The sequence below is a fragment of the Niallia sp. FSL W8-0635 genome (genome assembly GCF_038007965.1).
Lineage (GTDB): Bacteria > Bacillota > Bacilli > Bacillales > Cytobacillaceae > Niallia.
In genome coordinates, this window is sequence record NZ_JBBOYD010000001.1 from 262419 (window position 1) to 279072 (window position 16654).

Consider the following 16654-nt stretch of genomic DNA (forward strand, 5'->3'; position numbering starts at 1 on the left):
AGTAGGAACCATATTTAACCCAAACACACCTACTAGCGTGTAGGTTTCCTTCTCACTTAACATTTGCCTGGTTTCCTTATGTTGTTTCAAGTTTCATCCAATTATCATATTGTATCATTGCCATGTTTAACATATAATTTTTGTATAATGGTATTATTTTCATAAATTTTAAATAAATCACAATCAGTTGGGAGAGTCTCTCTTATTAAACTGGTAGATTGATAGGAGGATACATGAGATTTAGTACAAAGCTTTATGTTGGTCTAGGAATTATCTTTGTTTTAATTACTATCCTAATTATTGTACTTATGAGTATGCTTCGTCAGCAAAACGACAATATGCATGTACTTGTTAATGATAAAACAGAACGAATAAATGCTGCTTATACATTAAAAAATGAAATTAATAATTTTAGTAGAGAGATATATGATTTATCCTCTCAATCTTCAAAAACAATGATAGAAATGGAAGAAATACGAAAGGAAATAAATAAGGCTTATAATTTTTTAATAGAAAAAGATAAAAGAGAAGAAACACAGGAGCTATTAATAAAGTTTTCGACAATTTATGAAGCTTATGAAGAAAAAGGGCAGCAAATAGCAGAAGCAGAAGACAAAAAAATGACTGCGAATTTCTGGATTAGAGAAAATGATGAAAAGAATAGGCTGTTACAACTGGCTAGTTCTATTTATGATGTACAGCTTCAAGATATGAAGGATGACCTAGTAAATTCAAAGAAAACCTATGATATTGTTGTATTGATGACATATGTCTATATAATTGTTGGGGTTGTAAGCAGCATTGCCATTGCCATTTATTTAATTAGAGGGTTAACGAAGAATTTAAATAAAGTTACTACGGTCATGTCTGGGGTGTCTTATAAAAAGGGAATAAAATTTCCACGATTAGAGATTGACTCAAAGGATGAAATAGGAGAAATTGCGAAAGCCTTTAATGAAATGGTGACCACTTTAGAAAATTATTCTCGTGATGAAATGGAGAGCAGAGCAAAAGCAGAGGAAAAAAGCTGGCTTGATTCACGCTTGGCAGAAATTACAACTAGTTTTTCGATGGCAGAAACAATGGAGTCGCTTGCAGACAACTTTATCAACCAAATAACGCCTGTAGTAGGTGCTCAATATGGTATTTTTTATCTTTTAAATAAGAAAGGACAGGCTAGCTATTTAGAAGAAAAAGCGCATTATGCTTTCCATAAACAAGATAGACAAACTATTATCCAGCTTGGTGAAGGGCTAGTAGGACAAGCTGCCAAGGAGAATAAGAGTATCAGTCTTATTGATATTCCTAAAGAATACATAAAGATTAAATCAGGTTCAGGAGAGGCGGAACCAAAGCAAGTTCTTATTTATCCTATTTCCTATGAAGGAAAAGTATTAGCGATTGTGGAGCTTGCCTCTTTACAATATTTTAGACCTGTTCAACAAAGTTTACTTAAAGAAGTAGTGGAATACTTAGGTATCTCCATTCACGGGATTATCAATCGACTGGAAGTAAAGCGATTATTAGAAGATGAGCAACGGTTAACAGAGGAGTTACAAAGTCAATCAGAGGAGCTACAGGCTCAACAGCAAGAATTAATGGCAATAAATGAGGAATTACAAGCACAATATAGAGTTTCTGAGGGGAAAAATGCGGAACTTGCAAAAATAGGGAAGGAGTTAGAGGAAAAAGCGGAACAGTTAGTCTATAGCTCCCAATATAAATCGGAGTTTCTGGCAAATATGTCTCATGAACTAAGAACCCCATTAAATAGTATGTTGATATTGTCACAGATGCTTGTAGAAAAGGAAAATGAAAATTTAAATGAAAAACAAATTCAATATCTACAGACAATTAATTATTCTGGCAATGAATTATTAAGATTAATAAATGAAATATTGGATTTAGAAAAAATCGAGACTGGTATGATGGAAATAATGGAGGAGCCAGTAAAGATAGAGGAGATAAAAAATTGTTTGAAAAACCAATTTTCTCCTATTGGGAACCAGAAAAAACTTGATTTTTCCATAAAAATAGAAAAAGACGTTCCTGCTTTTATTGAAACAGATGCACATCGTTTAAATCAGGTGTTGAAGAATCTACTATCTAACGCCTTTAAATTTACGGAAAAGGGAAGGGTAGAGCTGTCTATTCGTATGGAGGATTCTTCCAAGTTGTCTATACCGAATGAAGGGGTAGTATCCTTCACCGTGAAGGATACAGGGATTGGGATTCCAGAGGAAAAAATGGATATTATTTTTGAACCTTTTAAGCAAGCAGATGGAACAATTAGCAGAAGATACGGGGGAACGGGCTTAGGGTTATCTATTTGTAAGGAAATCTCTCACTTATTCGGAGGAGAATTAGAGGCAACTAGTATAGAAGGAATGGGAAGTTCGTTTTCCCTTTATTTGCCTATAAAGGGAAAAAGGCAGCAGGAAACTGTATTGCCTAAAGAGAAAATACAGAAGGAAGAGAGTTTTCGTCAGGTTGCTGTAGCGAATGATGAGATAATCGAAACTATTCCATCGAATAAAAATGCTAATTTGATGGGAAAGAAAGTACTAATTATAGACGATGATATACGCAATATCTTTTCCATCCATGCAGCATTGGAAGAATACAATATCGATATACTTTATTCTGAAAATGGGAAAGACGGTATAAGTCTTTTAGAGAAAAACCCGGACATTGATCTAGTGTTAATGGATATTATGATGCCTGAGATGAGTGGCTTAGAAGCTATTGCCATCATAAGGGAAAAAGAGAATTTTAAAACATTGCCTATTATTGCATTAACTGCAAAAGCGATGAAACATAATAGAGAACAATGTATTGAGGCAGGGGCATCAGATTATATTAGTAAACCAGTTAATCTAGTACAATTATATTCGCTAATTCAAGTTTGGCTTTATAAAGAATAGAGGACGATAACGATACTAGTATTTAGGGTAACGTTAGTAAATGGCTTGTTAATAGATAGGAGGCTTCATATATTTATGCAGTATTCGGCTCAATCTATAGAACAAAAGAGAAAACTATCTGCTTCAGTATCGGAACCAATCTATATTTTAATGGTAGATGATTTACAAGAAAACCTATTGGCTCTAGAAGCGGTGTTAAATAATCCTCGTTATCATTTAGTTTTTGCTAAATCAGGCGAAGAAGCATTAAAATTCATTTTGACATATGATTTTGCTGTTATTCTGCTTGATGTCCAAATGCCGGGGCTGAATGGGTTTGAAACAGCAAAATTGATTAAAGAACGAAAAAAATCACGCCATATTCCTATTATTTTCATAACCGCTATTAGTCAAGATATTCAACATATTATGCAAGGATATCAAGTAGGAGCAATTGATTATATAGTAAAACCTTTTAATCCAGACGCCTTGAAAAGCAAAGTGGCTCAGTTTGTGCAAATCTATGAAAGTCATACGAAAAGCCTTCATGAGATGAACTGGCAAACAACATCTGAATTAGAAAAAATGGATAAAGAACTAAGAATAACCAAATTGGATTTGACTAAGAATGCAGTATTTTCGTCTATCCTACAGAAGGCTTTGCAGGATACGATTGTTACCTTCGATGAAGAAGGGACCATTATTAGTGTTAATCCAAGTGTGAGAAGAATGTTTGGTTATGTAGAAGATGATTTAATTGGTTCTTCTATGGAAGTTCTCTTGCATTCTATTGAAACAGAGATTTCTGGCGAGACACCTATTACATTTGATATGTTAGTTCCAAGTTTTATTGGCAGAATGATAGAAGCCAAAGCCAAGCGGAAGAACAATATTGTTTTTCCTGTTGATATATACATTGGGGATGCAATGGTGGAGGATTATCAACTATTTGTTTGTACAATTCGAGACATATCGGAAAGAAAAGAAGTAGAGTTATTAAGAAAGCAACAGGTTGATCAACTAGAACATGCCGTGGAAGAGAGAACGTTAGAGCTACTTTCCATGAATCATAAGTTACATAGAGAACGCGAGGAAAAATCAAAGGTAACAGATGATTTAATGCTGTCAGAAGGACGATTTAGGCAAATATTTGAAGCAAGTCCATGCTTGATGGCGATACGTTCCCTACAAGATCCTACTTTTATTGCTGTAAATAAAAACTGGGTGAAAAGTACAGGTTATACGATTGAAGAGCTAAAGAAAGAAAGCTATCATTGGGAAATTTTCAAAGATGTAAATGGTATAGAAGAGAGTTTTCCTGAAGGAGACTGGGAATTACCTTTAAAAAACCAAAGAGTCTTTTTCACGATAAAAAGTGGGGAACAGAAGCAAGGATTATTATCTACCGAAATAATCACGATTAAGAATAAAAATTGTGTATTAATTGTATTAAATGATATAACAGAAAGAATGGCTTTTGAAAAAGAAATGGCGAGACTAGACCAATTGAATCTAGTTGGAGAAATGGCTGCTGGAATCGCTCATGAAATTAGAAATCCGATGACAACAGTTCATGGATTCTTACAAATTGGAAAATCTAATCCGGCTAACTTATCATTAGAGCATATGGAATTAATGATTGATGAACTAGATCGTGCAAATAAGATTATTAAAGAATTTCTTACATTAGCTAAAAACAAGACGAGCGACAAGAGACTATATTCATTAAATAAAGTTATTGAAATTATCTACCCATTAATTAATGCAGAGGCTTTATTGACTGGGAAAAAAGTTAATCTCCAATTGGGGGTTTGTCCAGAACTCTATTTGGATGAGAAAGAAATAAGGCAGCTTTTGCTTAATCTTGCTTTAAACGGTTTAGAGGCAATGGAGGCAGAAGGAATTCTGACAATAAGGACATTCTGTGAGGAAAAGCACCTTGTCTTAGAAATAATCGATAGTGGCAATGGGATTGATGAGGAAATATTAAAAAAACTAGGGACGCCTTTTTTTACAACAAAGGATAATGGTACAGGACTAGGTCTTGCCGTGTGTTATCGAATTGCAGAGCGTCATAGGGCAAGAATAAAGGTTCAGACAAGTGAGAATGGTACGAAATTCTCTGTATACTTTGAAATAGAAGAAGGAAAATAGGAATTGGCTTAGCTAGCAGTTCTTCTATTTTTCTTTTTTTGTTGGAAAATCTACGTTATTTATTTTATTATAATATTTTTTTAAAGGGATTTTTTATAAGTCGATCGAAATTAGAAGTAAAAGGAACAAGAAGGTGAGGGTTTTAAATGGTTCCACAAAGGATTTCGTTGCTTACTTTAGGGGCTTTAAAATTACCGGAATTGCGCAAGTTTTATCAACTTCTCGGTTGGGAGGAAACGGAATCAAGCTCCGATGTATATGCTATTTTTAAGACGGCTGGTGTATTATTAACGTTGTTTCCTCTAGAGGAATTGGCGAAGGATGCTGGGGTGGAGCTTCAAAGCCCGCTGGAAGGTTTTAGAGGGGTTACTTTTGCTATTAATGTGAATACTCCAGCAGAAGTAGATAGTGTGATGGAAAAGGTGAAAGAGGCAGGTGGGAAAATTCTCAGAGAGCCAAGTGATGCTTTCTGGGGTGGAAGAACTTCCTATTTCGCTGATCCAGAAAATAATCTCTGGGAAGTAGCTTGGAATCCGAGTTCTATATTTGATGAAAGAGGAGCAATGATTGAATTTTAAAGAAGAAAAGCGGATGGCACCCGTTTAACTGTAACAAAAAACCAATGGTATTTTCTCCATTGGTTTTTTGACCTATTATTTATGCTTTACAAAGTCCATTACGTAACGAATGTATTTGTCATCTCTTGCAAGCCATACTCCATAGTTTCTGCGTAGGAAGATTTCTCCTTGCAAGAAGGTAGAGAATGTTTGTTGGAGCTTTGTTTTCTTATGGTTGATTGCCCATTGGTTTTTGCTCACTTGATAAAGGAAGAACACTTCATCTTGTTTATTTTCAAAAAGGGTTCCAAGTGGAGAGTCCTTTTTATTATATTCGTTCTTTTTCGGATCCTCTCGGAGTGGTTCTAATGCAAAAGTATCTAGGCAGTAATTTTGGTAGGCTTTATCTGTTAAGTTACAGCCAGATGCCTTGACATGACCGCCGCCGCCATATGTGCCTGCCACCTTTGATACATCGACATGATCATGAATCGTACGGAAACCAAGTTTTTTTCCGCCGATATTAACAATTGCTATGTAATCTAAATGAGGATATTCCTTTCCAAGCTCATTCCCTAACTCAGAATGGTATTGTTCGGCATAGACAACGCCGGCATATAAACCGTCAATCTCTTTTTGGACAAGTTCCCGTCTTTTTCGGCGAATGTAACGGTCGATTTTCTTTTCTTCCATATCTAGTATTTGTACTTCTAGTTCATCAAAAAAGAAATGCTCACTTGCTTGCAAGCGTGTTACCATTTTTTCCACAAATTCATCAAAAGAAATTAGATAAAAAAGTGCATTTAAGCGTTGCGCTGCTAGATTATTATTTCTTTCCCAGTCCCAAGTATCATATTGTCTTACCAACTCGACGAATTCTGCAATAGCAGGAGTGGGAGCCATATACTCATTTTTTACTAGATATTCATACAATAAAGAAGTGGCGCTTGTTAATGTGCCATTTTCATCTTGAACGGATACATATCCCCATTCAAAATCATTTAAATGAAGAGCTGTCTTATGATGGTCAATAAGTTGTACTTTACCACCTTTTTTATAATAGTCATCTAGTCGAATCGTATTTTCTTCATTAACAGAAAGATCCGTTATAAAGAGAAAAGTATCTTCTATTTTTTGATCTAAGAACTTTTCTACTTCTAGGTTCAGAAAAGAAACGGAATTATAACGAATTTCTACGTCTTCTCCGAAAGCAAGCTTTGCAATAATGCCACAGCCGACCCCATCAAGGTCATTATGTGATAATAGTTTGTACATTTTTTTCACCCCTGCCCAATAGTATAATCTAATATGGGAAAAATAGAACAGCTAACAGCTAATTTGTTTTAGAAAAATAGATAAACGATAAGAAAAAAGGTGTCTCAAATAGGTTTTTTACCTAGCTTTGAGACCACCTTAAGCTTTTTTATTTTAACCCAATGTATACATTTTCGCCGTCTATTTGAATTTCTTTCATTCTCTCTATTCTCTCAAAGAAAAGCTGATGGAGAATAATGCCTTTATGGATAAGAAAATGATATTCCATAATCGTTTTAATAAATGTTGGAGAGCTATCGATATATAAATCAATTTTTTTATCAATAGGCAGATTGCTTTCTTTCCGTAAATCCTGGATAGAGCGAATAAGTTCCCGGATGTTGCCCTCTTTTTTTAATGCTTCTGTAATGGTAGTATCAAGCATCACGGTGAAATGTTTATTAGACGCTTCTTGGTAACCAGGTAAATTCGTCTTTCTATAGAGTATTATTTCTTCTTTTGTTAAGGTAATACTATCTTTATTTTCTAGTTGGAAAGTTAAATATCCTTTATTTATAAAGAAATTTATCTGTTCTTCCGTAGCATTTTGTAACAGATTTTTGGCGTTCTTTACATTTCTTCCTAGCTTTGGTCCTGCTTTTTTAAAGTCAAGCTTTAAGGAATATTGAATGTAATCATCCGCAGAATCTACCCAGTTAATGTGTTTTACATTCAGTTCATCTTTTATAATCGATTCATACTGTATAAACTCGTTATCCTCGATAGTGTTTGCTGAAACTATCAGTAAGGTTGCTAACGGTTGTTTTGTTTTTATTTGATAGCGGTGGCGAAGACTTCTCCCTAGCTCCACTACTTCTTTCACTTTTTCCATTTTCCCCTCTAATTGCATTTCTCTCCATCCTGAAATAGTAGAAGGGAAGTTAGTTAGATGGACACTTTTCCCTGTTAAGGCAAGATGAATGCTTTCAGAAGTGAAAGGAATAAAAGGAGCTAGCAATTGTGATAAGTGAATTAATACGGTATAAAGTGTTTGAAAAGCAGAAACTTTGTCTTCTGGCATTCCTGCTATCCAAAATCGTTCTCGATTTCTGCGAATATACCAATTGCTTACGTCATCCATTAATTCGCCCATTTTTCTGGCTGCGTTGGTCAGTTGATATTGTTCCATCTCTGTTTGTACTATAGCGCTCGTGGTTGCTAATCGAGAGAGAATCCAGCGATCCATGATAGGAATGTTTTTGACCTTTGGCAATGTAGGGTCAAAGTGATCAATCTCCGCGTATAAAGAGTAGAAATGAAATAAACTTAAGAATGTATCAACCATTTTTGATTTTGCTTCTTGGACATTTTTTTCTGAGAATCTTTTTTGGTTCCATGGAGCGCTATCTACAACAAGAGCCCACCGCAGGGCATCTGCACCATATGTTTGGATAAGCTCGACTGGATTTAGAGCATTGCCTTTGCTTTTGGACATTTTTTGTCCGTGTTCATCTAATACATGCCCTGTAGCAAGGACGTTTTTGTACGGGGCTTCTCCCGAATAAAGGATTGATACTGCTAAAAGGGAATAAAACCATCCTCTTGTTTGATCAATGCCCTCTACTACTACATCTGCTGGAAATTGTTGTTGAAACAATTCGCTATTTTCAAAGGGGGTATGATATTGGGCAAATGGCATGGAGCCACTATCAAACCATACATCAATAACCTCTGGTGTCCGGTACATATCTCCACTGCACGATGGACAAGTAAAGACAAGTTCATCAACATATGGTTTATGCAATTCTAAATCACCAAAGGGTGTTTTAGCATATTGTCTAACATGTTCCAAACTTTTTGGAGCGACTTCCTTATGACAAGAAGTACATTTCCAAACATTTAATGGAGTTCCCCAATATCGATTCCTGCTTATATTCCAATCGACTAAACCATCGAGGAAATTTCCAAAACGTCCATCTTTTATATGGTCAGGGTACCAAGTTACTTCTTGATTTTTAGCAATCAGCATTTCCTTTGCTGCAGTTGTTTTAATAAACCAGCTTTCTGTAGCATAATACAAAAGCGCTGTATCACAGCGCCAGCAATGTGGGTAAGAATGTTCATACTTCTCTTTATGAAATAACAGTCCTTTTTGATGGAGCAGTTTGATTATTTCTACATCAACCTTCCCGTCTTTTACAAAGGAACCGGCTAATGGTGTAATGCTTTCCTTGTATCTTCCCCTTTCATCCACTACATGAACAAAAGAAAGATTGTTTGTTTGCACAAGACGATAGTCATCCTCTCCGTAAGCTGGAGCGATATGGACAATGCCTGTTCCGCTATCATTTATGACGAAATCGCCATGATGAATGGTGTGCCCTTTTTCCACTTGAACGTATGAAAATGGTGCTGTATAGGAAAGTCCTACTAATGCTGAACCCTTCAAAGTTTCTAGGACTTCTCCTTCTAAGCCGATTACCGGCTGTAATCTATCTTTTGCAACGATGAATATTTCTTCCCCTACTTTTACCCTAACATAATCTAAATCTTTGTGAACCGCTAAGGCGACGTTTGCTGGCAATGTCCAAGGAGTCGTTGTCCAACCGAGTACATATTCGTTTTCTTTTGTGACTAGCTTAAATTTAACTGTTGCGCTCAAGTCCTTTACATCTTTATATCCTTGGGCTACCTCATGTGAGCTCAAGGAGGTTTGGCAGCTTGGGCAGTATGGAGAGACACGGTGCCCTTTATATAACCAGCCTTTTTCGTGAATCGTACCAAGGATATTCCAAACCGATTCGATGTATTTATTACTCATGGTCATATAGGGGTGATCCATATCAACCCAATACCCTAATTCATTTGTAAAGGTTTTCCATTGTTTTTCATAGGAGAATACACTCTCTTTACATTTTTCGATAAAAGGAATGACGCCGTATTTCTCGATTTCTTGTTTTCCCGAAATTCCGAGTGCCTTTTCGACCCCTAATTCAACAGGGAGTCCATGTGTATCCCAACCTGCTTTGCGAATGACTTGTTTACCGTTCATTGTTTGAAAGCGGGCGATGATATCTTTGATGGTTCTACCGAGTGCATGGCCGACGTGTGGAAGACCGTTGGCCGTTGGCGGTCCTTCGTAAAAAACAAAGGAGTCATGGTTTTTGCGCTGTTCGACTGATTTTTGAAAAATCTGTTCTTTTTCCCAAAAGGCGAGGATTCTTTTTTCACGAGCTCTGTCTGTTTCTTTTTGTTTTTCCATCTATATCCCTCCATTTATTAAATAAACATTCCAGTATAGAAAGATATTTTTAGGAAATAAAAAACACCCGTCCCTAAAGTAAGGGACGAGTGTATTATCATAACCCGCGTTACCACCCAAATTCTGTTTGGCAAAAAGCAAACAGCGCTTAGTCAACGTACTATCATACGTGTTCCTTTTAACGGTGGAAATCCGTCAAGACTTACTAATTGTTCAGCCTTGCATCTCAGAGATGATTTTTCTGTTTCGTTTTCCTTACTGGCTTTCACCATACCCAGCTCGCTAAAAGGGACACAAAACATACTTTTTCTCTTCATTGATTTCTATGAATTGGAATGTTTTGTATAGGATAGCACTTTTACATGGGAAATTCAAGAGACATTTGCCTAGATTTAGTAAAGAAAAAAAGCTCGATAAATAGGATTTTTTAGCCACAAAACTGTCATAGTATCAGGATTGGGATTTTGTTAGAATGGTAGGTAGTGGTTATTAGGTTTGAAAGGAAGTAGAGATAATGAAGAAAGTATTAAACATAGCCCTCTTTTATGCAATTATAGGTTTAGTTAGTGGTGTTTACTATAGAGAGTTTACGAAAATGAGAGATTTCACAGGGGAAACCCAGCTTTCTGTTGTTCATACTCACTCGTTTGCTTTAGGAATGATGATTATGTTAATCGTCTATTTATTCTGTTATACGATGAAAATTCATACACTTAAAAATTTTGACGTATTCTTTTATTTTTATAATATTGGTGTTTTATCAACGATTACTTTAATGATTATTAGAGGGACCTTGCAAGTATTAGAGTATGATTTATCAACTGGTTTAGATTCTTCCATCTCTGGAATTGCCGGATTAGGGCATATTTCTGTTACGATTGGTTTAGTAATGTTTTTCCTTCTTTTGAGAAAGAATCATAGCGAGAATATTAGAACGAAGTAGGAAAAAGGTGTTTTTCCGAAGCTTAAATGAACTTCAAGTTAACTTCGGAAAAAAACATTCTAGATTCCTTGATTAAATAGTTACTTCTCTATTTTTCCATCGTTTATATAATGGGAAAGAGCCAATAAAGGAAAAATCTTATTATAGCTATGATAATAAATATAGAACTGTTTTGGTAACCCAATACCTGTCGGATAAGTAATGGCATGTTTCTCCTTTTTTTCTTCTAATAAGTAATGGATTCCCCTTTTCACTTCTTTGCTTTCGCTTTCTCCAGCCGCGATTAAGGCATCAACAGCCCAAGCAGTTTGGGAGTCTGTACTAAATGGTAGAGACACATAGGTTAACTTTTCACAGCTCCTGCACGACTCTCCCCACCCACCATTTGAGTGTTGGGTTTTTTTCAACCAAGCAATTGCCTTCTTGATTGCTGGATGATTTGCTTTGATACCAACTGCTGTTAACCCCGTAAGTGCTGCCCAAGTACCATAAATATAACAAACACCCCATCTGCCATACCAAGAGCCATCTTTTTCTTGATGATCAATTAACCAACTTATGGCCTGTTTTACATGAGGATGTGTGTAGTTTAGATGGGCAAAGTTTCCTAAGTATTCTAGTACTCTTCCAGTTAAATCAGCAGTAGAAGGGTCGATTGCGGCATCCCTTGCATTATCAATCGGGACCAATTTGAGTATTTCCCAATCGGTATTTTTTTCAAAGGCGCCCCACCCTCCATCTTTATTTTGCATGGATAATAAATAGTTTGTGCCCTTTTGCCAAGCATGATGAACAGTTTTGTTTGTGGAGGCAGTTGCGGTTAAGGCTCGTAAAACAGCTGAAGTATCATCATTATCTGGGTTATTTGTGTTAATATCAGAGAACCCCCATCCTCCAGGTTCCGTATTTGGATTATGAACCTGCCAATCTCCTTTTTTTGTATGTTGTTTTGTTAGCAAATAATTGGTTGCTTTCTTTATCGTAATCGAATCAGTAGACTGGCCTGCTTGCTGTAAAGTATAGCTAATTAATCCTGTATCCCAAACGGTACTAGTAGAATTCTCCAAGTGGTTTAGCTCCCCCTTTTTATCTATGAGGGATGTGAGACCAGCTATTGCTTTTTGTATAACAGGGGAATTCTTATTATAGCCAAGGGCAAGCAAAGCATAAATCATAAAGAAAGTTGCGCTTGCATAACTGTAAAGTGTTCCATCCTCTTCTAAACGATCCATCATGTATTTTTCTCCATATTGAAAGCCTAAGTGATGAAGATAGGCTGGAAACTTTCCGATTCGTTTCATTTCTTTCCATAGAAATGTAAGGGGAGATCGCTCGTCTTCTAGGTGATCATAGGATGGATAAAGGGCTATATCTCTTGCAAATAAATCATCTAATTGTGGCTTAGTTTTGGTTTGGATAGTGAATTTTTTATTAGCTGCTATTAACATCGGAATAAAGTGAATCCGAGCATAGGCGCTAAATTGATAGAAATTAATAGGCTGAAAGGTTGGCAAAAGCAAAAATGTCATCGGAATGTATATCATATGGGACCATGGATAAAGACCATTCACGGAAAGCATCCATTTTATCATAAAATGGGCCTTCGCCAGGCCTCCATTCTTTAAAATAAACGCTTTTGCTTTCTGCATTTGTTTGTCTTCCTTCGAGTAAAGACCAGAATATAATAGAGCAGTGTAAGCAATAATGGTTGCAGACAGATGGCCATTTGGTTCATCGAGATATGCTTTCCAATAGCCTTCTTTATGCTGGGTAGCACGCAATGTTTTTGCTAAAAGATGGATATGCTCTTCTTCTGTCTGAATGTTTAATGCTCGAATAGTGATGATATAAAAAGCATCAGTCATTAAGCTTCCTTGAAATCGAAAATGAAAAGAACCGTCCGAATGCTGTAGTTTGACAAGCTCTTGGATGCGTTTTTGTTGTTCTTTTTCAACCGATTGGAGAAATGTATTCAATAAGATCACCTCAAATGGAACGTCGTATTAGTAAACTTTATGCAACGTAAGGAAAGTCATGTTCAGAAATATTTATATTTTCTTTTTTTAGTGGTTGAAATTGGAAGAGGAGAGGAATATAATAAAACATAATTTAATTGAGCGAACATGTTGATCAGAAGGAGTAACCTAAGAAACTTTTTCGAAAGAGAGCAGTCGGCAGCTGAAAAGATTGTGTTAAAGCCTTAGGTGAAGACATCTGTGAGTGTTACTTTGAACGTTTATACTAGTAGAGGTAACCGGCTATCACCGTTATGATACAAGTGGTTTCTTTATGGAACAATTTGGGTGGTACCGCGGTAAAATCCGTCCCTTTTATAGGGGCGGATTTTTGTTGTTATTTGAGATGAATTTTACTAGCGCAGGCATAACATAATTGTCTAGCTCCGGGCACCCAGGGGCTGATGGGCTTCCCGACCGTTCCTTCGATAAGTCAACATCGAATCGCTATCGCTTTTCGTGTATCCTTTATCTAAGGAAAGGTCGCTCCACCCCACACACCCCTAAACGGGTGCCCTGCGCTTTTCTTTTAAGGAGGTGAGTACCGTGGATGACGATGATGATAACGATATGAATCGAAAAAATTTACAAACTATAGGAGGAATAATGATATGGAATCTTCAAAAAGGGTACTCATCTCTGAGTGCGAACAATTTATCGGGGAAGAGGTTGTTTTAAAGGGATGGGTGAAGAAAATTCGCCAGCTAGGAAAGGTCGGTTTCTTATTATTGAGAGACCGCACAGGAGTGCTGCAATGTGTGTTAGAGCAGGAGCAGAATCAATTGAAAATAGAGACAGAAAGTGTCGTTCAAGTAACCGGAATCCTTGTAAAAACAGATAAAACAGCAAATGGAGTAGAACTTCAAGTAAATGAACTAATAGTACTGGCTGAGGCTGATTCTTTGCCATTTGAAATAAATAAGAAAAAAATAAATGTAGGATTAGATCATTTATTAAATCATCGCGTTTTATCTTTAAGACAGGAACAAATAAATGCTATTTTTACCATTCAATCCATGTTTGTAAAAGGCTTTGCAGATTTTCTCATGAAAGAAGGCTTTACCCGAATTTTCACTCCAAAAATCGTTTCACAAGGGGCAGAAGGCGGGGCAAATGTTTTTACCTTTAGCTATTTTGATAAAAATGCTTATTTAGCTCAATCCCCTCAATTTTATAAACAAATGATGGTTGGTGCAGGATTTGAACGAGTGTTTGAAATTGCCCCTGTATACAGGGCGGAAGAGCATAATTCTTCTAGGCATTTAAATGAATATATTTCGTTAGATGTAGAGATTGGATTCATTGAAAATGTGGATGAAGTAATGGAGATGGAGAAACGGGTTCTTCAATATGCTTTTCAATATATAAAGAAAAATTGTCAGAAGCAGTTAGACATACTTCAGGTCGAAGTACCAGTAATAAACGAGATTCCTAAAATGACATTAGCGGAAGCACAGAAGCTATTAAAGGAGAAGTATCACAAGGATTCTCCAGAAGGAGATTTAAACACAGAAGGGGAAAGATGTATCGGAAGCTTTATAAGGGAGAAGCATGGAAGTGATTTTGTTTTTATCACCAACTATCCGAGAGCAACACGACCGATGTACACCATGCCGAATAAGGAAAACCCTGAGCTAACTGACTCCTTTGACCTTTTATATAAAGGGAGTGAAATTACTTCTGGAGGACAAAGAATTCATCGCCAAGCAGAGCTAATAGATTCATTTAAAGAAAAGGGACTAAATCCAAAGGAATTTAAGGCGTATATTGATTCCTTTGCATATGCGATTCCACCACATGGAGGATTCGGGATTGGTTTAGAACGGATCATAATGAAGTTTTTAGGATTAGGGAATATTCGCGAAGCAAGTGCGTTTCCGAGAGACTGTGACAGGCTTATTCCATAAAAGGAAAGATAAAACTAGCCCCTTATTGTACATTCGTAGATTAATTTGGAGAAATGTTTTGAAAACATAACCAAAGCAGAGCTACATTACAATAAGGAGCTAGTTGTATTATTAATAATATCCTAGATTTTGCTAGTTGAAACGTAAAAACTAGTATATCTTAAAAAAATTTAGATAATTTTAATAAGATGGGTTTCTTTTCTATATAGAAAAGGTATATAACAAGGAGATAGATTTATACATAGTTGGAGGGGGAAACATATGCTAGATGAGCTAGAATTAGTACTGGATGCAAAAGCAGTGCTTGGAGAAGGGCCATGCTGGGATTTTAGAAACAATATTTTATATTGGGTAGATATTGAAGGAAAAAAAGTACATATGTATAACCATATTTCTGGTAAGCACAAACAGATTCAACTAGAACGAGAAGTATCGGCTATAATCCCTTGTATAAAAAAAGATACGGAATTTATTGTTACATTAGATAACGGTTTTCATATTTTAAATATAGAAACAGAGCAACTAAAGTTTATTGGCGATCCAGAGCGAGATTTAGAACATAATCGTTTTAATGATGGGAAATGTGATGCTTACGGTCGTTTATGGGCAGGGACAATGTGTAGAGATGGCAAGAAGAAAGATGCGGCACTGTACTGTCTGGATAACGAAGGGAAATGGACGGAAAAAATAAGTCATTTGAGCATTTCGAATGGCATGGCATGGACAAGTAATAATGAATATCTATACCATATTGATACACCTGCTCAAACAGTAACTCGATATGAATATGATGTGGAGGCAGGAGATTTAGGAAAAGCAAAACAGATTATTGATTTTTCCAAGGAAGAAGGATTCCCAGATGGTATGACAATCGATAGCCAAGGAATGCTATGGATTGCTCATTATGGCGGAGGAAGAGTGTCTAGATGGAATCCGGAGAGCGGAGAGAAACTAAGAGAGATTCTCTTGCCAGCCCCAAATGTGACCTCTTGTACATTTGGAGGAAAAAAACTAAATGAATTATATATAACTACTGCAAGATCTGGTTTAGATGAAGAGAAGTTAAAACAGTATCCTCAATCAGGAGGATTATATAAGGTAAAGCTAGATATAACAGGAGTAAAAACCTATTTGTATCAACATTAATACGTAATGTTTGGTAATTGGACATGAAGTATTTCTATGGAAATAAAAGAGAGCTAATGAAAAAGGATAAACTTTTTGATTAGCTCTCTTTTATTATTTAACAACTAATACTGGACATTTTACTCGTTTGATCACTTTATGGCTAACACTCCCCAACACCATTTCTTGCAAGGAATTTAAACCACGACTGCCAATTACCAGTAGGTCGAAGCTGTTTTGATTAGCATATTCGACAATTGTAGGACCGGGTTCCCCATGAAGAAAAAATAGTTGATAAGCAATGTTATTGGATTGTAAGTATTCTTCTATCGATGCGAATTTTTTTCGCCTAGCAAGTTCTATATCAGCCTTTCCTTGTGCGTGCAATACATCATATTTCGATTGAGAAATATCTAAGGCATGAACGACTGTAATTACCACGTTCTCCTGAAGGGAAGCTAATTTTACTGCTTCTTCTGTTGCTCTTAAGGAATTTTTTGAACCATCAATCGCTAAAAGAATAGTAGAATACAT

The 16654-nt window shown here is 36.2% G+C and carries 10 protein-coding genes and 2 other annotated features; of the genes, 6 read left to right on the forward strand and 4 right to left on the reverse strand.

The window, feature by feature from the left end:
* Window positions 1-233: 233 nt before the first annotated feature.
* From NYE52_RS01465 to NYE52_RS01475, 3 genes are all read left to right on the forward strand, one after another.
* The gene (locus NYE52_RS01465) at window positions 234-2924 is read left to right on the forward strand and encodes a hybrid sensor histidine kinase/response regulator (protein ID WP_341191443.1); all 2691 of its coding nucleotides are present in this window, start codon (window positions 234-236) and stop codon (window positions 2922-2924) included.
* A gap of 75 nt (window positions 2925-2999) precedes the next feature.
* Window positions 3000-5057, forward strand: coding sequence for a response regulator (locus NYE52_RS01470; RefSeq protein WP_341191444.1), 2058 nt, complete (start codon window positions 3000-3002; stop codon window positions 5055-5057).
* Window positions 5058-5203: 146 nt separating this feature from the next.
* The gene (locus NYE52_RS01475; protein ID WP_341191445.1) at window positions 5204-5635 is read left to right on the forward strand and encodes a VOC family protein; all 432 of its coding nucleotides are present in this window, start codon (window positions 5204-5206) and stop codon (window positions 5633-5635) included.
* Window positions 5636-5710: 75 nt separating this feature from the next.
* On the opposite strand, the gene NYE52_RS01480 is transcribed toward NYE52_RS01475, so the two are convergent.
* On the reverse strand, window positions 5711-6889 hold the full coding sequence (locus NYE52_RS01480; protein WP_341191446.1) for a DHH family phosphoesterase: 1179 nt from the start codon (window positions 6887-6889) through the stop codon (window positions 5711-5713).
* Between the two features lie 148 nt (window positions 6890-7037).
* Window positions 7038-10130, reverse strand: coding sequence for an isoleucine--tRNA ligase (gene ileS, locus NYE52_RS01485; protein ID WP_341191447.1), 3093 nt, complete (start codon window positions 10128-10130; stop codon window positions 7038-7040).
* Between the two features lie 78 nt (window positions 10131-10208).
* Window positions 10209-10456 (reverse strand) — a binding site (T-box leader).
* Window positions 10457-10644: 188 nt separating this feature from the next.
* Between ileS and NYE52_RS01490 the strand changes: the two genes are divergently transcribed.
* Window positions 10645-11073, forward strand: coding sequence for a DUF2871 domain-containing protein (locus NYE52_RS01490; RefSeq protein WP_341191448.1), 429 nt, complete (start codon window positions 10645-10647; stop codon window positions 11071-11073).
* 80 nt (window positions 11074-11153) lie between these two features.
* Here the strand turns inward: NYE52_RS01490 and shc are convergent, their stop codons facing one another.
* Window positions 11154-13049: a squalene--hopene cyclase gene (gene shc / locus NYE52_RS01495; protein ID WP_341191449.1), complete on the reverse strand. Its 1896-nt coding sequence runs from the start codon at window positions 13047-13049 to the stop codon at window positions 11154-11156.
* Between the two features lie 141 nt (window positions 13050-13190).
* Window positions 13191-13405 (forward strand) — a binding site (T-box leader).
* Between the two features lie 294 nt (window positions 13406-13699).
* Between shc and aspS the strand changes: the two genes are divergently transcribed.
* The gene (gene aspS / locus NYE52_RS01500; protein ID WP_341191450.1) at window positions 13700-14995 is read left to right on the forward strand and encodes an aspartate--tRNA(Asn) ligase; all 1296 of its coding nucleotides are present in this window, start codon (window positions 13700-13702) and stop codon (window positions 14993-14995) included.
* A 261-nt stretch (window positions 14996-15256) separates the two neighbouring features.
* Entirely contained in the window at window positions 15257-16141 is an 885-nt protein-coding gene (locus tag NYE52_RS01505) for an SMP-30/gluconolactonase/LRE family protein (RefSeq protein ID WP_341191451.1), read from the forward strand.
* Between the two features lie 93 nt (window positions 16142-16234).
* On the opposite strand, the gene NYE52_RS01510 is transcribed toward NYE52_RS01505, so the two are convergent.
* A complete protein-coding gene (locus tag NYE52_RS01510) occupies window positions 16235-16654 on the reverse strand; it encodes a universal stress protein (RefSeq protein WP_341191452.1) in 420 nt (139 codons plus the stop codon).

What these genes read in the sequence shown, in the direction of transcription:
- NYE52_RS01465 (WP_341191443.1), top strand. Translation starts at nt 234, where the DNA reads ATGAGATTTAGTACAAAGCTTTATGTTGGTCTAGGAATTATCTTTGTT.
- NYE52_RS01510 (WP_341191452.1), bottom strand. Translation starts at nt 16,654, where the DNA reads ATGTATTCTACTATTCTTTTAGCGATTGATGGTTCAAAAAATTCCTTA.
- aspS (WP_341191450.1), top strand. Translation starts at nt 13,700, where the DNA reads ATGGAATCTTCAAAAAGGGTACTCATCTCTGAGTGCGAACAATTTATC.
- NYE52_RS01475 (WP_341191445.1), top strand. Translation starts at nt 5,204, where the DNA reads ATGGTTCCACAAAGGATTTCGTTGCTTACTTTAGGGGCTTTAAAATTA.
- NYE52_RS01480 (WP_341191446.1), bottom strand. Translation starts at nt 6,889, where the DNA reads ATGTACAAACTATTATCACATAATGACCTTGATGGGGTCGGCTGTGGC.
- ileS (WP_341191447.1), bottom strand. Translation starts at nt 10,130, where the DNA reads ATGGAAAAACAAAAAGAAACAGACAGAGCTCGTGAAAAAAGAATCCTC.
- NYE52_RS01490 (WP_341191448.1), top strand. Translation starts at nt 10,645, where the DNA reads ATGAAGAAAGTATTAAACATAGCCCTCTTTTATGCAATTATAGGTTTA.
- NYE52_RS01505 (WP_341191451.1), top strand. Translation starts at nt 15,257, where the DNA reads ATGCTAGATGAGCTAGAATTAGTACTGGATGCAAAAGCAGTGCTTGGA.
- NYE52_RS01470 (WP_341191444.1), top strand. Translation starts at nt 3,000, where the DNA reads ATGCAGTATTCGGCTCAATCTATAGAACAAAAGAGAAAACTATCTGCT.